Origin of the sequence: Ferrovibrio sp. (genome assembly GCF_036381655.1) — a bacterium.
Classification (GTDB): domain Bacteria; phylum Pseudomonadota; class Alphaproteobacteria; order Ferrovibrionales; family Ferrovibrionaceae; genus Ferrovibrio.
Genome location: NZ_DASVCJ010000023.1, coordinates 48,404 through 70,696 on the forward strand (window position 1 = coordinate 48,404; position 22,293 = coordinate 70,696).

Consider the following 22,293-nt stretch of genomic DNA (forward strand, 5'->3'; position numbering starts at 1 on the left):
AATAGCGCCGTCAGTCGCCGGTTTCGGCCAGGGCTCCTGCCGGCCGGCGGCGTTGGCTGATCAGGGCCCGCAAGGCTGCGGGCTTGACCGGCTTGTGCAGGATGTCGACTCCCATCGCCGCGGCGCGGCGGCGCAGATCCTGGCTGCGGTCGGCGGTGATCAGGATCGCGGGAATGCGCTGACCCCAATCCTGGCGCAACTGGGCGACGGCCTCGAGGCCGTCCGGCGCCTGCTCTTCGAGATGGAAGTCGGCCAGGATGATATCCGGGCTGCGCCCTGCGGCCGCCACCGCCTGGCGGGCCGCTTTGATGGCATCGACGGCCGTAACCTGGCAGGACCAGCCCTCCAGCAGGGTGGTCATCGCCTCGCGCACGCCAGCCTCGTTCTCGATGCACAGGACGAAGCTGCCGGTGAGCGAGCCGGCTATGTAAGCCGGCATCGGCGGCGGCGCGGCCGGCTGCGCCGGCTCTACGGCGGCGCGCGGCACTGTGATGGAAAATACCGATCCGCGGCCCGGTTCGGACCGCAGGCCGATCGGGCTGCCGAGCTTCCTGGAGATACGCTCGACAATGGCAAGGCCAAGTCCGAGGCCGCGCTCGGCGGCATCGCCGCCAGGTTCCAGACGGGCGAATTCCTGGAAGATGATCTGCCGCTTGTCCTCGGGGATGCCGGGACCGTTGTCGCAGACATCGATCCGCAGCGTGTCGCCGCGGCGGCGGCAGCCGACCAGCACGCGGCGATCGTGCCGATCGCTGCGGGCATAGCGGATCGCATTGGCGACGAAGTTCTGCAGCACGCGCCGCAGCATGGCCGGATCGGTGCTGACGGTTGCCGTCGTCGGCACGACCTTGAGCGCGACGCCGCGGCGGGCGGCCAGCGGCGCAAAGGCGGCCGCCAGCGATTCCAGCAGGGGCCCCAATGCAACGGGGCGGATTTCCGGCTTGACGGCGCCCGCATCCAGCTTGGAGATGTCCAGCAGCGCATCGAGCAGGGCTTCCACCGCGCCGAGGCCATGATCGATCTTGGAGACCAGCGGGTTGTCGGGCTCGCGCTCGGCGAGGGCGGCGGTGAACAGCCGGGCGGCATGCAGCGGCTGCAGCAGGTCGTGGCTGGCGGCGGCCAGAAAGCGCGTCTTGCCGAGATTGGCGGCTTCCGCCTCGGCGCGCGACTGCTCCAGTTCCTGCACGGCGAGCTGCAGTTCGGCGGTTCTTTCCGCCACGCGCCGCTCCAGGCCTTCATAGGCGGCGCGCAGGGCGGCATCGGCGCGCCGGCGCTCGGTGATGTCCTGATAGAGCAGGAAGAAGCCGAGCACATGGCCCTGTTCGTCGATATGGGGGATGTAGGTGCCCTGGGCGACGGCGATCTTGGCGTCGTTGGTGGGGAACTCGATTTCGAAATTCTGCCGCTGCCCGGCCAGGGCCGCGTCGATATGCGGCTTGAGCCGCAGATAGCGGTCCGCCGGTATCAATTCGGATATCGACCGGCCGTCGATCTGGCCTTCCGGCAGGCCCAGGGCCTTGCGGAACGGCATATTGGTGAAGCGATAGCGCTCGTCGCGGTCGATATAGGCGATCAGGACGGGGACATTGTCGGTATAGATGCGGATGGTGCGCTCTGAATCGCGCAGCGCTTCCGCCGTGCGCACGCGGTCGCTGATATCCGTGGCGGTCGCCACGACCCCGCCGTCCGGCATCGGATCGATGCGGATTTCGATCACGCGTCCATCGGGCCTTCGCTGCTCGTGGATGCGCGAACCAGACGCGCTGGAGGCCAGCAGCGAGATCAGATCGGGCGCGGCCTCGCCCGCCAGGGCCTCCAGAAGCATGCCGACCTCGGCCCGGGCGATGGGCAGCCCGAGCAGATCGAAGAAGCGGTCGTTCCAGGCCGCCAGCCGGCGTTCGCGGTCGAACACGCCGATGCCCTGGCTGACGTGATCGAGCGTGGTGCGCAGAAGGTCGAAGTTGTGGCGGATCGCTTCCGAGGCTTCGCCCAGCATGGCGCGCGCCGCGCGCGGGCTGAGCAGGTTCTTGTGCTGCGCCGAAGCCATCACGATGCGGGCCGAGGCGGCGCCGATGGCGCCGCCGAGCAGATGCTCGGTAAACGCCATGGCTTCGGCGGCGCTCATGTGGCGGCCGGCGAAGGCGCGGTCCGCCCGCTCCGGGCCGATGAAGCGCGAGGCGAGCGCCCGCCATTCCTCGATGCGCGGATCGGTGCTGCCGACATCGATGGAGGCTGCCGGCAGGCTGTCGCCGCCGCTGGTGAAGATCACTGCCTGTTCGATGTCGCGGCTGCGCGGCCGCGCGATCAGCGACACCGCGATCAGCAGGACGACGTTGACCAGCAGGCTGGCCGCGAAGCCCTGCAGGATGGGATCGAAGCCGTTGATCGGCGGCGGCAGCAGTCCGGCCAGCGGTGCGGTCATCGTCCGGCTGGCGGCGGCGCCGGCGATGGAGGGCAGCAGCAGGGCATAGACCCAGACGCTGAAGCCGGCGATCAGGCCGGCGATCACGCCATGGCGATGCGCCTTGCGCCAATACAGGCCGAGCAGCATCGGCGGCGCGAAATTGGCGACCGCGCAGAAGGAGATCATGCCGATCGAGGCGAGCGGCAGGTAACCGGCGATCCAGCCATGATAGATATAGGCGGCGACCAGGATCAGCACCACGGCGGCGCGCCGCACGTTCAGCACGATCTGGCCGACCTCGCCCGAGCCGCCGGCGCGCGAGCGCAGCAGGAACGGGGTGACCAGCTCGTTGGAGACCATGATCGACAGCGCCATGCAGGCGACGATCACCATCGACGTCGCCGAGGACAGCCCGCCGATGAAGGCGAAGACCGACAGGGCGACCTGGTCGGAAACCAGCGGCAGCGTAATGACGAAAAGGTCCGGGTCGGTGCTTCTTTCCATCAGCAGCAGGCCGGCCGCGGCAATCGGCACCACGAACAGGTTGATCGCAATCAGATAGGTGGGAAACAGCCAGCGCGCGGCTTTCAGGCTGCCGGGTTCGCCGTTTTCCACCACGGCGACGTGGAACTGGCGCGGCAGGCAGAGAAAGGCGAAGCCGGACAGCATGGTCATCGCGATCCAGTTGGTGCCGAAGCCGCTTTGCAGCCTGGCGGCCAGGTCCGGCGCGGCCCGGACGCGGTCGAACAGGTCTATGCCGGAATCGAACAGGCCGTAGATGACGAACAATCCGACCGCAACGAAGGCGGCGAGCTTGACGATCGACTCGAAGGCGATCGCCAGCATCATGCCGCGGTTCTGTTCGGTTGCCTGCACATGGCGCACGCCGAACAGGATGGTGAACAGCCCCATGATGCCGGCGACAAACATTGCCGTGTCGCGCCAGGGCGGCGGCAGGCTGGTCTGCAGCAATTGCGCCATGTCGCTGCCGACCAGAACCTCGAAGGTGACGCTGACTGCCTGCATCTGCAGGGCGATATACGGCAGCACGCCGATCACGGCGATCAACGTCACCAGCACGGCGATGGCGCGGCTTTTGCCGTAGCGCGAGCCGATGAAATCGGCGATCGAGGTCACGTTCTGCCGCTTGGCGACGGCGATCATCTTCGCCATCACCGGATAGCCCGCGGTGATCGCCAGCACCGGGCCGATATAGATCAAAATGAAGTCCGGGCCCGACAGGGCCGCGCGGCCGACCGAGCCGTAGAAGGTCCAGGAGGTGCAGTAGATCGCCAGCGACAGCGCATAGATGGTGGCGCCGCTGCGGCCTCGATACCAGCGCGGCGCCAGCTTGTCGCCCAGATGGGCAATGGCGAAGAGCAGCCCAAGATAGCCGAGCGATAGAAGCAGGATGGCGCTGCCCTGCAGCATGGATCGTTTTCTCCCCGTTCTTCTGAGTAAAGCCGCTCCGCCAGTTACTGTCCACAGGCTTCCTGCGCCGCCCCTGAAAGGTTGCTTTGCCGGCCGGTTAAGGCTTTTCTGCCGTCATGAGACTGCTGCTCCGCCTTGTGAAGGCCGTCCTGATCGTTCTGCTCGCCTTCTGGCTTGGCGGGCTGCTGCTGTTCCGCTTCGTCGATCCTCCGCTGACGCCCTTGATGGTCATCCGCGGCATCGAGCGGGGCGGCCTGATCCGCTATCGCCCGGTTGCGCTGAACCGGATCGCGCCGGCGCTGGCGCATGCCGTGATCGCCGCCGAGGACAGCCGTTTCTGCTTTCATCACGGCATCGATATCGGCGCGGTGCAGGACGCGATCGACGATTACGAGGAGACCGGCCGGCTACGCGGTGCCAGCACGATCACCATGCAGGTGGCGCGCAACCTGTTTCTGTGGCCGGGCGGCGGCTTCCTGCGCAAGGGCCTCGAGGCGCCGCTGGCCCTGGCGCTCGACGCCCTCTGGCCGAAGCGGCGCATCATCGAGACCTATCTCAACGTCGCCGAGACGGGCGACGGCCTGTTCGGCGCCGAGGCGGCGGCGCAGGCGCATTTCCGCACCAGCGCGGCGCGGCTCGATCCGGCGCAGGCCAGCCGCATCGCCGCGGTGCTGCCCAATCCGCGGCGCTGGAACGCGGCCCGGCCGACCGCCTATATCGAGCGGCGCAGCGCCATCATCCGCGCCCGCATGCAGCGGCTGAGCCGCGATCAGATCCGTTGCCTTTCCGGCCCGTAACCGGCCCCTAGGCCTTGCGCCCGGCGCCCCCTTTCGCTGTTAATAGCCAATCCGCCATTCCAACATATTCATTTGCCATGTCCGACAATCTCTACACGCTGATCCGCTCCCGCATCCAAGACCCGGCCAAGACCTTCATCGAAACCGGCGAGGGCCGTGTCTTTTCGTATGCCGACACATTCGCCTTGGCGCAGCGCTTCGCCAATGCGCTGGTGGCCCTGGGCGTTCAGCCGGGCGATCGCGTGGCCGTGCAGGTCGACAAATCGCCCGAGGCGCTGATCCTCTATCTCGGCGTGATCGCCGCCGGGGCGATCTACCTGCCGCTCAATGTCGGCTACACCCTGGCCGAGCTGGAATATTTCATCGGCGATGCCGAGCCGCGCGTCGTGGTCTGCCGCCCCAGCGTGGAGAAGGATCTGGCGCCGCTGGCGCAGAAGCTCGGCGTCGCGCATTGCCTCACGCTCGGCAGCAAGGGCGAGGGCAGCCTGATGGACAAGGCCAATGCGGCCTCGCCGGATTTCCAGGCCGTGGCGCGCCAGGCCGACGATCTTGCCGCGATCCTCTATACTTCCGGCACCACCGGGCGCTCGAAAGGCGCGATGCTCAGCCACCGCAACCTGTCGTCCAATGCGCTGACCCTGGTGGATTACTGGCGTTTCACCAGGGACGACGTGCTGCTGCATGCGTTGCCGATTTTCCATACGCATGGCTTGTTCGTTGCCAGCAACATCATCCTGCTGGCCGGCGCCGCGATGATCTTCCTGCCCAAGTTCGACGCCGAGGAGGTGCTGAAGCAGCTTCCGCGCGTAACCTCGATGATGGGCGTGCCGACCTTCTACGTGCGCCTGCTGCAATCGCCGGACCTGACCCGGGATCTGGTCAAGCATGTGCGCCTGTTCGTCTCCGGCTCGGCGCCGCTGCTGGCCGATACGCATAAGGAATGGGAGGCCCGCACCGGCCACCGCATCCTCGAGCGCTACGGCATGACCGAAACGAACATGAACACCTCCAACCCCTATGACGGCGATCGCGTCGCCGGCACGGTGGGCTTCCCGCTGCCGGGCGTGTCGCTGCGCATCGCCGATCCGGAAAGCGGCAAGATCCTCGCCCAGGGCGAGATCGGCATGATCGAGGTGAAGGGCCCGAACGTGTTCCAGGGCTATTGGCGCATGCCGGAGAAGACGGCGGCCGAATTCCGGCCGGACGGCTTCTTCATCACCGGCGATCTCGGCAAGATCGACGAGCGCGGCTACGTGCATATCGTCGGCCGCGGCAAGGACCTGATCATCTCCGGCGGCTACAACGTCTATCCGAAGGAGGTCGAGACCGAGATCGACGCGCTGCCCGGCGTGATCGAATCCGCCGTCATCGGCGTGCAGCATCCCGATTTCGGCGAGGGCGTCACCGCCGTCATCGTCAAGCAGAAGGACGCTTCGCTCGACGAGGCCGCCGTGCTCAAGGCGCTGGATGGAAGGCTGGCCAAGTTCAAGCTGCCCAAGCGGGTCTTCTTCCACGACGATCTGCCGCGCAACACCATGGGCAAGGTGCAGAAGAACCTGCTGCGCGAGCAGTACAAGGATCTCTACAAGCGCTGAGCCGGAAAACCCGCCGCGGTCTGCTGCCGGGCTCTGCCCGCGGCGGGCGGCGGCAGATCGTTGCGGGCCGCCTTTCCCCATGGCGAGCCGTTCTGTACCGTTCGGGGCGGCTCGCAACCATTTTGAACCGTTCTGAACCGGTTTGGCCCATTCCGAGCCGTTTTGAACCATTTTGGCTTATTCGGCCTTTAGCGCGGCTTATTCCGGCTTTTAATTTTCATACTGCTGTAGGCACCCCTCAGGCCTGCCTCCACACGCACAGGGGCGGCAAGCCTTCATTTGCGCAAGCGGATTGACGATGAACGACAGCGGCGAAACTCACTAGAACATAGAGCGAACATCATTCGTCGTCAAGACTGCGCCGCCAGTAGATCGCGCCGTTGGTGCACCAGGGCTTGGCCGGCACATAGGTACGGTAGCCGCAGGAGATCAGCGTGTTGGACGAGGCCGGGTTGCTCGGCACCGTATCGGTCAGCATCCAGTGCCAGCCGAGCGTGCGCGCCTTGCGTTCGCGCACCCGGATCAGCCGTTTCTGCAAACCGTTGCCGCGATGGCTGGGCGTGATGCCCGAGCGGCAGAGATAGCCGGTCTGGGCGAAGCGCGAGGAGGGCCACAGGCCGGCGAAGCCGATGGGCCGGCCGTTGTCGCCGTTCCAGGCCAGCCACCACCAGCCGCCATCGGTGCGGATCGGCACTTCGCCAGGGAAGGCGATCAGATGCAGCCGCGCGATCTGCGCGGCAATAGCGGGATCGCAGCCGTCAACCTCGCGGATGCGGTAGTCCATGGCACCTCCTGCGACCGGCCATTGGCATCTGGGCGACCGGCAAGACACGGCGCGGATTTTGCGCTTTTCGGAACGCCGCCCGGGCCGGGCCGGCCAGGACGGTGAGAGCGAAACGGCGGAGCCGGCCGGGCGGTTCCGGAGCCGCCTGCAGGGAGGCTGTGACATCACGTAGCGGCTTGACGCTGACCAATCGTCAGGATCAGCCGATGGTAGTTTTGACTGGATGGCGCTACTCGCCGCGCCTGCTTTCGCCCGCTCGCGCCCGTTTTCGCCTGGCGGGCCGGCTATGCTGCCGGCGCGTGCGCCCGCTTCATGCGCGCGCGGCGGTTGGCGCTTTTTCCTCCGGCTGCCGCAGCGCCTCGCGCGGAAACAGCGCCGCCAGGTCGCGCTCGCTGAGGGTTTCGTGGCTCAGCAGCTCCTTCGCCGCGGCGTCGATCAGCGCATGATGGCGGACGATGATCGCCCTGGCACGCGAGAAGGCCGCCTCGATCAGAAGGCGGACGGCATCGTCGATCTTGGCCGCCGATTGCTCGCTGTAGCGCCGGCCTGCGCCGGGCATCTGCAGCGGCATGCCGAGCAAACGGGAGGGCTCCTCGTCATAGGCGACGGGGCCGAGTTCCTCGGTCATGCCATAGCGCGCCACCATGGAGCGCGCGATATCGGTGGCGCGCGCCAGGTCGTCGGCGGCGCCGGTCGAGATTTCGTCGAAGATCACCGCTTCCGCCGCGCGGCCGCCGAGCAGCACCGCCATCTTGTTTTCCAGTTCCGCGCGGCTCATCAGATAGCGGTCTTCGGTCGGCCGCTGGATGGTGTAGCCCAGCGAGCCGATGCCGCGCGGGATGATCGAAACCTTGTGCACGGCGTCGCTGCCCGGCAGGCTGAGCGCCACCAGGGCATGGCCAAGCTCGTGATAGGCCACCACCGCGCGCTCCTTCGGATTGAGCAGGCGGTTCTTCTTTTCCAGCCCGGCGACGATGCGCTCGACGGCGCGGGAGAAGTCGTCCAATGAAACGGCGTCGCCGCCGCGCCGGGTGGCGAGCAGCGCCGCTTCGTTGACGAGATTGGCCAGATCGGCGCCGCTGAAGCCCGGCGTCAGCGCCGCGATCTTCTCCGGATCGACATCGGCGGCGAGCTGCACCTTGCGCAAATGGACATGGAGAATCTGCGCGCGGCCGACCTTGTCCGGACGGTCGACCAGGATCTGCCGGTCGAAACGGCCGGCGCGCAGCAGCGCCGGATCGAGGATTTCGGGCCGGTTGGTCGCGGCCAGCAGCACCAGGCCCTCGCGGGTATCGAAGCCGTCGAGTTCCGAAAGCAGCTGGTTCAGCGTCTGCTCCTTCTCGTCATGGCCGCCGCCGAGCGGGAAGGCGCCGCGGGCGCGGCCGAGGGCATCCAGCTCGTCGATGAAGATGATGGCGGGCGCCTGTCCGCGCGCCTGTTCGAACAGGTCGCGCACGCGCGCCGCGCCGACGCCGACGAACATCTCGACGAATTCCGAACCGCTGATCGAGAAGAAGGGCACGCCGGCTTCGCCCGCCACCGCGCGGGCGAGCAGGGTCTTGCCGGTGCCGGGCGGGCCGACCAGCAGGATGCCCTTGGGCATGCGGGCGCCGAGGCGTCCGTAGTCTTTCGGGTTCTTCAGGAAGGCGACGATCTCCTGCAGCTCGACCTTGGCCTCGTCGACGCCGGCGACATCGGCAAAGGTCACCTTGACGGCGGTTTCGACATAGACCTTGGCCTTGCTCTTGCCGATCGACATCAATCCGCCGGCGCCGCCGCCCATCAGCGGCCGCAGCAGGAACATCCACAGCGCGATGAAGACGGCGGATGGCAGAATCCAGCTCAGGGCATTCTGCAGCAGGCCCGGTTCCGGCTCGCCGGTGAAGCGGATGCCGCTCTTTTCCAGCTCGGCCGCGATGTCGGGATCGACGCGCTGGGTGACGAAATGGGTCGGCTCGCCTTGCCTGGCGTCTTTGAAGCTGCCGGAGATCCGGGTCCTGCCGACGATCAGATCGTCGATCTTCCTCTCCGACAGCAGGGTCTGGAATTCGCTGTAATCGATCTGCCGGATATGGCCCGGCGACAGGAACAGGTCGCGGATCACGATCACCGCCATGATGGCGAACAGAACGTACCAGATGCTGATCTGGTGCTCCTTTTTCATGATTGCTCCGCCTGTAAGGATGCCTCGCGGCTGCCGTTTGCTGGACGGCGATGGCATGCAAGCACGGGCGGCGGAGGTCTTTCATTGACCTTGATCAAGCCGCGGATGGCGGCTCATGCCGTCCGGCAAGCGCCTATGGCTACAGCGAACCCGAATTCGGCATCACTCCTTCGCCGGGCCGATCGTGTCGGCGACCTGGGCGCCGCGCCGGCCGAGCGGCAGGGGATGGCCGGTGGTGGTATCCCGCGCGGTCTGATGCTCCATCTCGGCGTCCAGTTCGGCGCCCAGCAGCACGACCAGGGCCGAGAGCCACATCCAGGTCATGAAGCCGATCACCGCGCCCAGCGAGCCATAGGTCTTGTTGTAGCTGCCGAAATGGGCGGCATACCAGGAGAAGAGGATGGAGACGGCGAGCCAGAGCAGGGCGGCGACGGCGCTGCCCCAGCTCACCCAGCGCCATTGCGGCCGCTCCCGGCTGGGGCCGTGGCGATAGATGACGGCCAGGGCCGCGGCGATCGCCACATAGAGGATCGGCCAGCGCAGGATCGCGATCAGCCGCTCGCTTTCGCCGCTCACGCCCAGATAAGCCAGGCCGATGGGCAGCAGGATCATCACGGCCAGCGCGAGCAGCGCGAACAGAACCCCGCCCACGGTGAACACCAGGGCGATGGCGGTGAGCCGGAAGAAGCCGCGCTTCTCTTCTTCGTGATAGACGACGTTCAAGGCGTCGAACATCGCCTTGGTGCCGGCATTGGCGCTCCACAGCGATGCGGCGAAGCTGATCAGGAAGGTAAGGCCGAGCTGCGGGCGTCCCTGCCTGGCGACGAAGTTGACCTGATCGCGGATCACCTCCATGCCGCCGCCGGGAACGAGGCCGGCGATGTTGTCGAGATGATCGCTCACCGTGTTGGGGTCGGCGAAGAAGCCATAGAGCGACACCAGCGCCGCGATGGCGGGAAAGATCGCCAGCAGTCCGTAGAAGGCGATGCCGGCGGCGACGGCGGTGATGCGGTCCTTGCCCAGGCTGTCCTTGATCCGCCAGAGCACGTCCTTCCAGCCGCGCGGCGCGATCTCGCTCGGCTTTTCGGCCTGCCGGCCGCGGCCGGGCTGATGGATCTCGCGCAGGCTGGCCGCTTCGGCCGGCCTCGTGCGCCCGGGCGGGCGGGCGGAGGAAGCGGCCGGCTTCTGCCACAGGCCGACGGCGGCCACCGTCAGCGCCAGCACCACCGCCCAGGAAAGAGATCGGAGCAGCAATCGGGGCGCTGGGTTGGCGGCGGTCGATCTGCTCATCTCTGCTCCAGTTCCGGGCGCGCGAATATCCGTCGCTGACAAAACCGGCCATGACCAAGCCGGGTTCCGCGCCGCATTCCTCGCTGCAGTAGAAAGCGGCGGTCCGACAATCGCCGGCGCTTTCGTAATCGCCCGAATTTGTCACTTGCCCGGCTGCCGATGCGGGCGAAGATTTCCCGCCACCATTCATCTGCATTGCACCGCTGCGGCGGTCGGGCACGGAGAGGTGGCGTTGCGATAACGGCGCGGATAACGCATGCCGGATACACATGCGCCGCGCATGTGGGAGGAAATGATGATGACCAGGTCAAAGCGTTTCGCCCGGACAATCGTTGCGGGCAGCGTCCTTCTTGCCGGCGCTGCCCTGTTCGCCGCGGCGGCGCCGGCTGCCGACCTCAAGCATTATGAATCGCAGAAGAAGGACTTCTGGACCAACCCGCCGCCGGACTGGTTCCTCGGCGACGAGACCGAGGGCCAGAAGGGCCTGGCGCCGGTGCAGGGCCCGGCCACCGGCCTGTCGGCGGAGGAGATCACCGCCAATCTGGAGAAGATCAAGCTGCCGCAGGGCTTCCACATCTCGCTCTATGCCGCCGGCGTGAACAGCGCGCGGCAGATGGCCTGGGGCGACAGGGGCACGCTGTTCGTCGGCGCCTTCAGCGTCGGCAACGTCTATGCGATCACCGGCCAGGGCGAGAAGAAGGACGTCAAGGTCGTCATCAAGGGCTTGAAGATGCCGACCGGCATCGCCTTCCATGACGGCACGCTCTACGTCGCCGATATCGACCGCATCCTGGCCTACGAGCATGCCGAGGACATGCTGGACAAGATGCCCGACGGCAAGGTGGTCTACGACGACATGCCGTCCTATCCGGCGCATGGCTGGAAGTATCTGACCGTGGACAAGGACGGCTGGCTCTATGTGCCGTTCGGCGTGCCCTGCAACATCTGCCTGCCGCCGACCAATACCGGCCAGGTCCGCCGCGTCGATCCGAAGACCGGCATGGCGGAACTCGTCGCCATCGGCGTGCGCAACAGCGTCGGCGGCGCCGTCGATCCGCGTACGGGCGATTACTGGTTCAGCGAGAATGCGCGCGACTGGCTGGGCGACGACAAGCCGAGCGACAAGCTCAACCACGTCTCCCGCATGGGCGTCCATTTCGGCTATCCGTATTGCCATCAGGGCGACATCCCGGACCCGAAATACGCCATGGGGCATGACTGCTCGGAATTCACCCCGCCGGTGCTCAAGCTGGGCTACCACGTCGCGCCGCTGGGGATGAAGTTCTATACCGGCGACCAATTCCCCGCGCAGTACAAGAACGGCATCTTCATCGCCGAGCATGGCTCGTGGAACCGGCACAAGTTCCAGGGCGCGCGCATCGTGCATGTCGCCGTCGATCCGGACGGCAAGAATGCGAAGGAGGAGGTCTTCGCATCCGGCTGGCTGCAGGGCGATCGCGAATACACCGGCCGCCCGGCCGATATCCTGCTGGCGCCGGACGGCTCGATGCTGGTGGCCGACGACTGGGCCGGCGCGGTCTATCAGATTTCGTATCGCCAGTAGTGGCGCGCCGGTGATGCTGGGGTATCTGCCGGCCGTCCTTTGCATGGCGGCCATCGGAGTGTTCGGCGGCATGGTTTCGGCCCATGCCGCCGACTTGCAAGCGGCCAAGCAGAAGGCCGGGGCCTGCGCCGCCTGCCACGGCGCGAACGGCGTCTCGCAGAAGGAGGGCACGCCCTCGCTGGCCGGTCAGCCCGACCAGTATATCCAGTGGCAGCTCGTCTATTTCCGCAGCGGAGCGCGCAAGAGCGACATCATGGAACCGATCGCCGCCGATCTGAGCGATGCGGATGTGCGCAATCTCGGCGCCTATTTCGCCAGCCTGGCGCCGGCGCCGGCGGCCGAGGCCGCAGACGGGGACGCCGCCTTGAGCGAGCGGGGCGCGGAAATCGCCGCCGGCAGCAATTGCGCCAACTGCCATCGCGACGATTTCTCCGGCCAGCAGGCGATGGCACGGCTGGCCGGCCAACGCGAGGAGTATCTTTTGAAGGCATTGCAGGATTTCAAATCCGGCATGCGCCGCGGCGGTGGGGTCGCCGCCATGGCCAGCGCCGTCTATCCGCTGTCGCAGGAGGACCTCAGGGCGCTGGCGCATTACCTGGCCAACTACCGCTGAAGCCGCCGGCGGGGTCGGGGCGGCCGCCATTTCCCGCCGAATTTTCCTCGATTGAACTTGATAATTAATCGCATCTGTGGTTTTTACTGCCCTCAGTATGCGAATAATTCACATTTGCAATCGGCAGAGGCTGCCCCCGCAGGGGGCGGCCATGCGTGCGGCCATGCGTGCGGGCAAAGATTGCGAGGCACCGCATGAGCGGCCGCACCATCAAGGTCCGGTTCCAGGTCCATGAATGGGCCGTCACGACTACGGGATAGATGATGTCGAATTTCATGCTCCGTTTGACCGCCGCAGGTATCGTCCTGCTTTCCGCCCCGGCCACTGCCTGGTCCCAGGTCGCGGAAAGCGCGCCGCCGGCAATGCCCGAGGCTGCCGGTGCGGCGTCCGCCTTGCTGCCGCATGACCTTTCGCCCTGGGGCATGTTCGTGACCGCCGACATCGTCGTGCAGGCGGTAATCAGCGGACTGGCCTTCGCCTCGGTGGTGACCTGGACCGTGCTGATCGCCAAGAGCATCGAGCTGTCCGGCGCATCCCGGCAGCAGCACAGGGCCTATGCGCAGATCGACCGCGCGGCCTCCATGGACGCGCTGGCGCAGAACGCTTCCATCGAGGGCACCGTGGCGGCTTTTGTCGCGGCGGCCCAGGAGGAAACGCGGCTGTCGGCCGAACATGCCAGCGAGGATCCCGACGGCCTGCAGGAGCGCATCGCCTCCCGGCTCGAACGGCTCGAGGCGGCGGCGGGCCGCAGCATGGTCCGCGGCATCGGCCTGCTGGCGACGATCGGCGCAACGGCGCCCTTCGTCGGCCTGTTCGGCACCGTCTGGGGCATCATGAACAGCTTCATCGGCATTTCGAAATCGCACACCACCAATCTCGCCGTCGTCGCCCCGGGCATCGCCGAAGCGCTGCTGGCCACCGCCATCGGCCTGGTGGCGGCGATCCCGGCCGTGGTGATCTACAACCAGTTCACGCGCCGCATCGCGGCCTACAAGGCGCAGCTTTCCGATACCGCCGCGGCGCTGCTGCGTCTGGTATCGCGCGATCTGAGCCGCAGCCGCATGGCGCCGGAACGGCCGGAATACCGCGCCCGGCTCGGCGCCGCCGAATAGCGGCGGCGGGCGCAAGAGGCATACCATGGCAATGAGCAGCGGCAGCAGCCGGTCCGGCGACGACGACCTGTTCGAGCAGCACGAGATCAACGTCACCCCTTTCATCGACGTGATGCTTGTGCTGCTGATCATCTTCATGGTGGCGGCGCCGCTGGCGACCGTCGATGTGCCGGTCGACCTGCCGGCTGCGGCGGCCAAGCCGCAGCCGCGGCCGGACAAGCCGCTGTATCTGTCGATCAAGCGCGACCTGTCGCTGGCGCTGGGCGACGAAACCGTCAGCCGCGAGGATCTGGGCGCGGCGCTGGACCGCGTCTCGGGCGGCGACAGGCAGCAGCGCATCTTCCTGCGCGCCGACCGCAGCATCGCCTACGGCGACGTGATGCAGACCATGAACGCATTGCGCCGCGCCGGCTATCTGAAGCTCGCCCTGGTCGGCCTCGAGGCGGACACGCCACAGTGATGGCAAGTCCGCTCGCCGTGCTGCCTGTCGCCGCCCCGGGCGGACGGGAAGAGACCCGCGGGCATTGGCTGCGCTGGGGCGGCAGTTTCGGCGCCGTGCTCGGGCTGCATGGCGCCGCTTTGATCGCATTGCTGCTGCAGGTCGATATCGCGCCGCCGCCGAGCCCGCCGCCGGCCGCCATCATCATCGATCTCGCGCCCGCCGCGCCGCCACCATCGCCGCTGCCCCCCGCGCCGAAGGCGGAACCGGAGCCGCCGCCGCCGCCGCCGCCGCTGGTGCAGCCTGAGGTTCCGCTGCCGCTGCCGCCCAAGCCGAAGCCGCCGGAGGAAAAGCCGCAGCACAAGCCCGAGCCGCACAAGCCCGAGCCGCACAAGCCCGAGCCGCCAAAGCCTGCGCCGAGAGAGGTTCCGCCGGCGCCGCCGAGCCAGCCAGCCGCGCCGACCCGCATGGAAGCGCCGCCCGCGCCCAAGGCCGCGGCGCCCGAGCGCGGTCCCGCGGCGATGGCGGCGGCGGCGAAGGCGACCTGGCAGGGGCAGCTGCTTGGCCATCTCGAGCGGCATAAGCGCTATCCGCGCGAGGCGCAGCGGCGGCGGCAGCAGGGCACCGCCTATGTGCGCTTCACGATCGATCGCAGAGGCCATGTCCTGCATGCCCGATTGGAGCGCAGTTCCGGGCATGCCGCGCTGGACGAGGAGACCTTGGCCCTGATCAGGCGCGCCGAGCCGCTGCCGCCTCCGCCGCCGGAAATTCCCGGCGAAACCCTCGACCTCGTCGTGCCGGTGCAGTTCTATCTGCGTCGTTGAGCCCTTGCCGGGCGGACGGAGGAGACAAGCGGCATGGCCTTCGCCATCAAGACCGGGATCGGCGATCCCGACGCGAAGGATTTCGTTTTCGCCGGCCAGAAGACGATGTATGGCGGCAGGCATATCGCCGAAGGCGATGTCATTTTCCTGTTCGCGAGCGACCATGAGGGCGGCCGCGGCCTGATTGCGCAGGGCGTCGTCACCTCGGCCGAAGCGGTGGCCAAGCAACGCGGCCTCGCCCGGCAGACGCCGCGCGTCAGCATTGCCGTCCGCCGCACGGCGCGGGCCAGGCGGCCGCTCGGCCGCAACGAACTCAGGACTTTCACCGATTGGGATGACGGCCGGCCCGAGACCGAGCTCAATTTCAAATTCTATCGTCAGGCGACGAACAAGATCATCGGCCTGTCGGAGAAGGCCGCGGCGTTTCTGGCCGGCTTTTTCTAGGGCGGGCCGCCGCAGCCGGTCCGGCGGCGATATTGCCGCCGCGGCGGGCGCATCTATGTTACCCGCATGCTCGACCCGCACCGTCTGCCCTGCGAAATCCCGGCCGCACGGCCCGCCCCCAAGCCCATCGGGGCGAAGCGGGAGGTAAACCTGCGCTGGGTGCTGCCGGCCACGATCCTCGGCTCGAGCCTCAGCTTCGTCGATGCCTCGGTGGTCAACGTGGCGCTGCCGGCGATCCAGCAGGGCCTGCAGGCGCCGCTCGCCACCGTGCAATGGGTGGTCAACGGCTACATGCTGATGCTGGCCAGCCTGATCCTGCTTGGCGGCTCGGCCGGCGACCGCTTCGGGCAGCGGCAGGTATTTCTGCTCGGGCTGATCGGTTTTGCCGTGGCCTCGCTGGGCTGCGGCCTGGCGCCAAACGCCGCCTGGCTTATCGCCGCCCGGCTGGCGCAGGGAATCGCGGCGGCCCTGCTGGTGCCGGCCAGCCTGGCGATCATCGGCATCGCCTATACCGGCGAGGCGCGCGGCCGCGCGATCGGCACCTGGGCGGCTGCGGCGGCGCTGACCACGGCGTCCGGCCCGCTGCTGGGCGGCTGGCTGGTCGATGCCGTCGGCTGGCGTTCGATCTTTTTCATCAATCTGCCCATCGCCGCGCTGGCGACGATACTCGCGTTGAAGCTGCCGGCCGGCCGCAACGATGAAAGCGGCGAGGCTTTGGACATGGCGGGCGCGGTGCTGGCGGTGCTGGCGCTCGGCCTGCTCAGCTATGGCCTGATCGCCCTGGGCGAGGGCAGGCGGCTGACGGGCGCCGCCGTCGCGATGGTTGCGCTACTGGCCGGCGGGCTGTTCGTCCGGCGCGAGCGGCGTGCCGCCGCGCCGATGATGCCGCTCCGGCTGTTCCACAGCCGCGATTTCGCCGGCGCCAATGGCCTGACGGTGCTGCTGTATGCGGCGCTGAGCGGGGCGCTGTTCCTGCTGCCCTTCCTGCTGATCGAAACGCATGGCTACAGCGCCACGGCGGCCGGCGCCGCCTTCCTGCCGTTTTCGGCGATCATGGGCGTCGGCTCGCGCTGGTCGGGCGGCCTGGGCGAGCGGCTCGGCGCCCGGCCCCTGCTGGTGCTCGGGCCGGCCCTGACGGCGGCAGGTTGCGTCCTGCTCGGCCTCTCGGGATCGACGGCGAACTACTGGATCGGCTATCTGCCCGGCCTCGTCGTCGTCGGCATCGGCATGACCCTGGCCGTCGCGCCGCTGACCGCCACGGTTTTCGATTCGGCACCGGAGGATCGCGGCGGCGTGGCGTCGGGCATCAACAATGCCGCCGCCCGCGCCGGCGGCTTGCTGGCGGTTGCGGCGCTGGGGCTGGCTTTCGGCGGCGCCGATGCCGCCGGCGCGGGATCGGGATTGGCCGAGGCTTATCGCCTGGTCATGCTGGGCGCGGCGGCCCTTGCCGCCCTCGGCGCCGGCGTGGCGGCGCTGACGATCGCTCCGCGCCGGGCGGCCCCGGCGCATCGCTAGCCTACATCGTGGCGCCGATCTGCCAGGGCACGAATTCGGCATCGCCGAAGCCGAGCGCTTCGCTCTTGGAGCGCTCGCCCGAGGCGACGGCGAGGATCTTTTCGAAGATCCGCTCGCCCATCGCGGCGACGCTGACGCCTTCATCCAGTATGGCGCCGCAGTCGATGTCCATGTCCTCTTCCATGCGGCGATACATGGCGGAGTTGGTGGCCAGCTTGATCGACGGCACCGGCTTGGCGCCGAACACCGAGCCGCGCCCGGTGGTGAAACAGATGATGTTGCCGCCGCCGGCGATCTGGCCGGTGGCCGAGCAGGGATCGTAGCCGGGCGTATCCATGAAGACGAAGCCGTTCGTATCGATCCGTTCGGCGTATTTGTAGACGCCGCGCAGATTGGTCGTGCCGCCCTTGGCGGCGGCGCCGAGCGATTTTTCCAGGATCGTGGTCAGGCCGCCCTTCTTGTTGCCGGGCGAGGGATTGTTGTCCATCGAGCCGCCGTTGCGCGCGCAGTATTCCTCCCACCAGCGGATGCGTTCGATCAGCTTCTCACCGATCGCCCGGCTTTCCGCGCGGCGGGTGAGCAGATGCTCGGCGCCGTAGATTTCCGGCGTTTCGCTCAGGATCGCCGTGCCGCCATGGCGCACCAGCAGGTCGGCGGCCGCGCCGAGCGCGGGGTTGGCGGTGATGCCCGAATAGCCGTCCGAGCCGCCGCATTGCAGGGCCAGCGTCAGATGCGAGGCCGGCAGGGTCTGGCGCCGGAGCGCATTGGCGGCCGGCAGCATCTCCTTCAGCATGGCGACGCCGCGCTCGACCGTCTTGCGCGTGCCGCCGCTGTCCTGGATCGTCATGCTTTGCAGGCGCGGGCTGTGCTTCAGGCCCTGGGCCTCCATCATGAAATCGATCTGCGCGACTTCGCAGCCCAGCCCCAGCATCAGCACGCCGGCGAAATTGACATGCTGCGCATAGCCCCACAGCGTGCGCTGCAGGTTGCCGAAGCCTTCGCCCCTGTCGGCCATGCCGCAGCCCGTGCCATGCACGATGGCGACCACGCCATCGACATTGGGATAGTCGGCCAGCGCATCGCCCTTGAAGGCATCGGCGATGTAGCGCGCCACGGTGGCCGAGCAGTTCACGCTGGTGATCACGCCGAGATAGTTGCGTGTGCCGGCCCTGCCGTTCTCGCGCATATAGCCCTGGAAGGTGGCGCGCTCGGCCTCGGGCAGGAAGGCGGTCGGCTTGGCGTCGCTGCCGTAGGCGTAGTCGCGGCTGAAATCGCCCATCGCCAGATTGTGGCTGTGCACATGATCGCCCGGCGCGATATCGGCCGAGGCGAAGCCGATGATCTGGTTGTATTTGCGCACCGGCGCGCCTTTGGCGATCGGGGCGGTCGCCACCTTGTGGCCGGGCGGGATGACGGCGCGCAATGTCACGCGGCCGCCTTCGATGCTTTGACCGGGCTGCAGCGCGGAGCGGGCGACCACGACATTGTCGTTGTCGTTCAGGCGGATGACGGAAGCGACGGTATCGAGCATCTGAACCTCTTCGAGGGCGCCGGTGTCAGCGCAACAGGCCGCGGCGCGCCAGGTTGGCCATCAGGGCCCGGCTGCCGAATTGCCATGGCGGTATACGATCGCAGGTATCGACCTGGTTCACCAGTCCGCCGAGCCGCGGCGAACGGATGATCACCACGTCGCCGCGCTTATGGGTGAAACCCATGCCCGGCGCGTCGCGGTCCTGGATCGGCGCGAACATCGTGCCGGTGAACAGCATGGCGCCATCGGGATATTGATGCGCCGCGAAGGCCTGCGCCGCCAGGTCGGTGGGATCGCGGCTGATCTTCGCCATCTGCGAGCTGGCTTCCAGGCGGAAATTGTCCGCTCCCTGGATCGTGAGGCTCACCTCGGCGCGGCGCACGTCGTCCAGGGCGAAGCCGTCGTCGAACAGCCGGATGAACGGCCCGATGGCGCAGGAGCCGTTATTGTCCTTGGCGCGGCCGAGCAGCAGGGCGCTGCGCCCCTCGACGTCGCGCAGGTTGACGTCGTTGCCCAGGGTGGCGCCGAGGATGCGGCCCTGGCTGTTCAGCGCCAGCACCACTTCCGGCTCCGGGTTGTTCCAGGTGGAGGCCGGATGGATGCCGACCGCCATGCCGGTGCCGACCGAGGCCATCGGCGGGCATTTGGTGAAGATCTCGGCATCCGGGCCGATGCCGACTTCCAGATATTGCGACCAGGCGCCGCGCCGGATCAGCGCTGCGCGCAGCCGCATCGCCTCGGCCGAGCCGGGTTTCACCCTGGCCAGATCGTTGCCGATGGCGGCGGCGATCTCGCCGCGGACCGCTTCGGCGCGCGCCGCATCGCCGCGGATCTGCTCCTCGATGACGCGCTCCAGCAGGCTGTCGGCGAAGGTCACGCCCGCGGCCTTGACCGCCTGCAGATCGCAGGGCGGCAGAAGATACGGCGCGCGCTGGGCGGCGACGTTCGTAAGTGCGGTTGTCAGATCGGCCACGGCCGGCGCGGACGCCAGCGCCGCGCGCACCGCGGCGGCGGCGTCATCCCTGTCAAGCAATTCGCTCATCGTCGCCGCCAGGGCGCTGAGATCGGCCAGTTCCCCGCCGCGCAGCGCCACTATGCTTGGCCCGCCCGGATCGCCGGCCAGCCAGGCGCGGCCGACGAGAAGGGCGCGCTCGTGATCCTCGGGCAGGCAATGCGCAATGACGGCGTCCAGCATGGGCGATGTTTCCTCGCTCGGCCCATAATGCATACGCCAAGCCCGGCGATCCGTCACGCCTCGTATCTGATATATCGGACGGCTGGCGGCGAGGGGCGGCGGGGGGAACGCCATACTCCCCCTCCCCCCGGAGAGGGTGTTTTTCTCCGCCTCCCGCCTGAGTTCGCCTACGTTCGCATACCGTTGGATCATTTCTTATTTTCAATGCCCGTAATTCCGGCCAGCCGGCCTTGGCCGTTTGGGGGGCAGCGTGAAATCACTCTAACTGGGATATGCGGGGCGGGGCTTGCCGTATCCGAGGCATTCAACTGGCTATTGGGCGATGTTCCAAGCGCAGGCCTGCGTGAGATCGGGCTCTCGCTCTGGGATCCAGCCGCGGATTGGAGGAAGGAGGAATCAAACGGCCCCGCAATCGTTCGTGGCCCGAAAAAGCTCTGGTTGCTTGGTCTGGGCCATCTTGGACAGGCTTATTTGTGGGCGCTCGGTCTCGTCGGCTATGTCGATCCTTCTCAGGTGGACCTCGTTCTGCAGGATTTTGATCGTGCCGGTGGATCAACCGTTAGCACGTCTGTATTGACGGAGCAGATCGAGAAAGGGCGAATGAAGACTAGGCTTGCAAAGGACTGGGCGCGTGGAATCGGATTTCAGGTATCGCTGGTTGAAAGGGCATTTGGCCCTGACCTGCGCCGATGTGCAGATGAGCCTGCCGCCTTACTATGTGGTGTTGACAATCTGACTGCCCGCCAATGTCTCGAAGCTGCAGGTTTCGACCTGATTGTGGAGGCCGGTCTTGGACCGAGCGCGACCGATTTCCGACTTCTCCGGTTCATACGTTTCCTGCCGGTTCCCCTGCTTCACGAGTGTTTGCTACAGCGGGGGACACAAAGATTGATAGCCTGGCCCCGGATACTGCCGCGTACAGGCGGCTGGAAGCCGGCGGTATCGATCCTTGCGGCATTGTGCGCCTCGCCGAGACTGCGGTGGGCGCCCCGTTTGTCGGGGCAGTCGCTTCGGCTCTTGTCCTGGCAGAATTGCTTAAGGTGATGCACGGTGGTCGGCGATTGGAAGTCATCAATATGGATCTACGGGCTCCAGCACGACGGACTGCTGCCGGAGTTGATGGCTATCCTGTGAGTTTAATCGGAGTTGATGTAAGTTATACGCGACGCTGGATTCAATAAAAAGGCCGGTTCAATAACCGGCCTTTCGTTTTTCGAAAACTGGTAGATCGTACTTTTAAGCAATAGCATCCAAGCCTTTTCGATCAACAATATCGAGTAGGCGCGCTGCTGGCCCGCTTGGCTTCTTTGTGCCTTGTTCCCAGGCGGCAACAGTAGATTTCCCGACATTCAGAAATGCAGCAAATACGCCTTGGCTAGCTTTCGTCTTGCGGCGAATCTTTACTACCTGTGTACTGGAATATTCCGGAACAGGCGGTAAGCAACGCGCATCGAAGTCACGCATAGTGACTTCGTCGATCAGGCCGATATCGTGCAGGTCCTTCATGGACCCATGGACACTCTTCAGGATCTTGCTCATCTCACTTCGCCTTCTTCCTTTTGAGCTCAAATAGCTTCTTCTTTTCTACCGCTAAATCTAGTTGAGCATCTGTGAGCTTCATATAGACATCACCAGCTTCGGAAAGGGCGTCCTTCTCTTTCTTAGTGATATTGTCCTGTTCGCTTTTTGAGAACCCGTACAGCAGAAACAGGCGCTCTCCTTGTCGGTGGGCCATAATAGTTCGATAGCCACCACGTTTACCGCCACCGGCTCTAGGCACTCGTTTCTTGATTAGAAATCCGCCGAGCCTTGCATCTACGAGACCGTTTTCGACTTCGTCGATTGCTTTCCACAAAGCTTCATCAGTCAAATCCTCGTCCTTCACAAATTTCTGAAAGTCGAGGTTTTTAAACACCCTCAGAGCCATGTATATACCACTCCGTAGTATACTACGCAAGAGTATAGTTTTGTTTCTTGCGTGCCAGCTAGGAGCTCAATCGTAGATTACTTTTAAGCGGTTTATCTGGAAAATCTGCAACCCATAGATTGGGTGTGCGGAGATGCAGCTCTAGTAACAGAGCAGGCGGTATGCGGCAGAGCCAAATTACCAGCGACTGCCTCCCTTATAGGGTAGCTATCAAAGACGGGTATAGGGATGGGTAAAGACTGGGCTAAATTATTATATTATTGATTTAATTGAATAAAATTGAGTTTCTGGCGGAGAGGGTGGAGGTTCTCCGCCCAACTCGCGCGTAAGCCTGCGTAAGATGGCGTCGAGATAATTCTTTAGAAACAATGCATTAGATAATTTTTCGACTTTACTGAACAATTCCAGAGCGGTACAAAGCAGCGACGGATTTGTGGGTAGAGTCGTGGGTACGATTTGGTCAAGAAGCTTCGATCACTAGCCCGGTTCACAGCCCGCGAGCTGATGAGCATCACTGAACCCGGCCACTACCATGATGGCGGCGGGCTCTATGTCCACGTCACCAAGAATGGCGGTCGGTCATGGATCTTTCGGTATTCGGTCGTGGATGCATCGGGGAAGCGCCGGGGCCGTGACATGGGGCTTGGCCCTCTGAAAGACGTGT

General features: G+C 66.1%; 18 protein-coding genes. 10 read left to right on the top strand and 8 right to left on the bottom strand.

Annotation, left to right across the window (positions count from 1 at the left end):
• Nucleotides 1-10: 10 nt before the first annotated feature.
• Nucleotides 11-3,835: a NahK/ErcS family hybrid sensor histidine kinase/response regulator gene (locus tag VF194_RS04725; protein WP_330888541.1), complete on the bottom strand. Its 3,825-nt coding sequence runs from the start codon at nt 3,833-3,835 to the stop codon at nt 11-13.
• 116 nt (nt 3,836-3,951) lie between these two features.
• Between VF194_RS04725 and mtgA the strand changes: the two genes are divergently transcribed.
• Together mtgA and VF194_RS04735 are read left to right on the top strand one after the other, a co-directional pair.
• A complete protein-coding gene (mtgA, locus tag VF194_RS04730) occupies nt 3,952-4,632 on the top strand; it encodes a monofunctional biosynthetic peptidoglycan transglycosylase (RefSeq protein ID WP_330888543.1) in 681 nt (226 codons plus the stop codon).
• A gap of 77 nt (nt 4,633-4,709) precedes the next feature.
• A complete protein-coding gene (locus tag VF194_RS04735; protein ID WP_330888545.1) occupies nt 4,710-6,227 on the top strand; it encodes a malonyl-CoA synthase in 1,518 nt (505 codons plus the stop codon).
• Between the two features lie 340 nt (nt 6,228-6,567).
• Here VF194_RS04735 and VF194_RS04740 read toward each other — a convergent pair whose 3' ends face one another.
• From VF194_RS04740 to VF194_RS04750, 3 genes are all read right to left on the bottom strand, one after another.
• Nucleotides 6,568-7,011 (bottom strand): GNAT family N-acetyltransferase, encoded by a 444-nt coding sequence (locus VF194_RS04740; RefSeq protein ID WP_330888547.1) that lies wholly within the window; start codon nt 7,009-7,011, stop codon nt 6,568-6,570.
• A gap of 310 nt (nt 7,012-7,321) precedes the next feature.
• Nucleotides 7,322-9,175: an ATP-dependent zinc metalloprotease FtsH gene (gene ftsH / locus VF194_RS04745; protein ID WP_330888548.1), complete on the bottom strand. Its 1,854-nt coding sequence runs from the start codon at nt 9,173-9,175 to the stop codon at nt 7,322-7,324.
• Nucleotides 9,176-9,337: 162 nt separating this feature from the next.
• Nucleotides 9,338-10,465 carry a YihY/virulence factor BrkB family protein gene (locus VF194_RS04750; protein ID WP_330888550.1) on the bottom strand — a complete coding sequence of 376 codons (1,128 nt, stop codon included), beginning with the start codon at nt 10,463-10,465 and terminating at the stop codon, nt 9,338-9,340.
• 256 nt (nt 10,466-10,721) lie between these two features.
• Here VF194_RS04750 and VF194_RS04755 point away from each other — a divergent pair, with 256 nt between their 5' ends.
• From VF194_RS04755 to VF194_RS04785, 7 genes are all read left to right on the top strand, one after another.
• A complete protein-coding gene (locus tag VF194_RS04755) occupies nt 10,722-12,029 on the top strand; it encodes a PQQ-dependent sugar dehydrogenase (RefSeq protein WP_330888552.1) in 1,308 nt (435 codons plus the stop codon).
• Nucleotides 12,030-12,072: 43 nt separating this feature from the next.
• Nucleotides 12,073-12,642, top strand: a complete 570-nt coding sequence (locus tag VF194_RS04760) for a c-type cytochrome (RefSeq protein ID WP_330888553.1) — start codon at nt 12,073-12,075, stop codon at nt 12,640-12,642.
• Nucleotides 12,643-12,917: 275 nt separating this feature from the next.
• Nucleotides 12,918-13,754, top strand: coding sequence for a tonB-system energizer ExbB (gene exbB / locus VF194_RS04765; protein ID WP_330888554.1), 837 nt, complete (start codon nt 12,918-12,920; stop codon nt 13,752-13,754).
• Nucleotides 13,755-13,785: 31 nt separating this feature from the next.
• Entirely contained in the window at nt 13,786-14,214 is a 429-nt protein-coding gene (exbD, locus tag VF194_RS04770; RefSeq protein WP_414656072.1) for a TonB system transport protein ExbD, read from the top strand.
• Nucleotides 14,214-15,017, top strand: coding sequence for an energy transducer TonB (locus VF194_RS04775; RefSeq protein WP_330888558.1), 804 nt, complete (start codon nt 14,214-14,216; stop codon nt 15,015-15,017). The genes exbD and VF194_RS04775 overlap by 1 nt, the downstream gene beginning before the upstream one ends.
• Nucleotides 15,018-15,050: 33 nt before the next feature.
• Nucleotides 15,051-15,461, top strand: a complete 411-nt coding sequence (locus VF194_RS04780; protein WP_330888560.1) for a hypothetical protein — start codon at nt 15,051-15,053, stop codon at nt 15,459-15,461.
• Between the two features lie 66 nt (nt 15,462-15,527).
• Nucleotides 15,528-16,976, top strand: a complete 1,449-nt coding sequence (locus VF194_RS04785) for an MFS transporter (RefSeq protein WP_330888562.1) — start codon at nt 15,528-15,530, stop codon at nt 16,974-16,976.
• Nucleotide 16,977: 1 nt separating this feature from the next.
• Here VF194_RS04785 and VF194_RS04790 read toward each other — a convergent pair whose 3' ends face one another.
• The 4 genes from VF194_RS04790 to VF194_RS04805 form a co-directional block, all read right to left on the bottom strand.
• Nucleotides 16,978-18,507: an altronate dehydratase family protein gene (locus VF194_RS04790; RefSeq protein WP_330888564.1), complete on the bottom strand. Its 1,530-nt coding sequence runs from the start codon at nt 18,505-18,507 to the stop codon at nt 16,978-16,980.
• 25 nt (nt 18,508-18,532) lie between these two features.
• Nucleotides 18,533-19,702 carry a fumarylacetoacetate hydrolase family protein gene (locus VF194_RS04795; RefSeq protein ID WP_330888566.1) on the bottom strand — a complete coding sequence of 390 codons (1,170 nt, stop codon included), beginning with the start codon at nt 19,700-19,702 and terminating at the stop codon, nt 18,533-18,535.
• Nucleotides 19,703-20,938: 1,236 nt separating this feature from the next.
• The gene (locus VF194_RS04800) at nt 20,939-21,241 is read right to left on the bottom strand and encodes a DNA-binding transcriptional regulator (RefSeq protein WP_330888568.1); all 303 of its coding nucleotides are present in this window, start codon (nt 21,239-21,241) and stop codon (nt 20,939-20,941) included.
• Between the two features lies 1 nt (nt 21,242).
• Nucleotides 21,243-21,629, bottom strand: a complete 387-nt coding sequence (locus VF194_RS04805; RefSeq protein ID WP_330888569.1) for a type II toxin-antitoxin system RelE/ParE family toxin — start codon at nt 21,627-21,629, stop codon at nt 21,243-21,245.
• Between the two features lie 456 nt (nt 21,630-22,085).
• Here VF194_RS04805 and VF194_RS04810 point away from each other — a divergent pair.
• On the top strand, nt 22,086-22,293 hold a 208-nt coding region (locus VF194_RS04810; protein ID WP_330888570.1), incomplete at its 3' end, for an Arm DNA-binding domain-containing protein.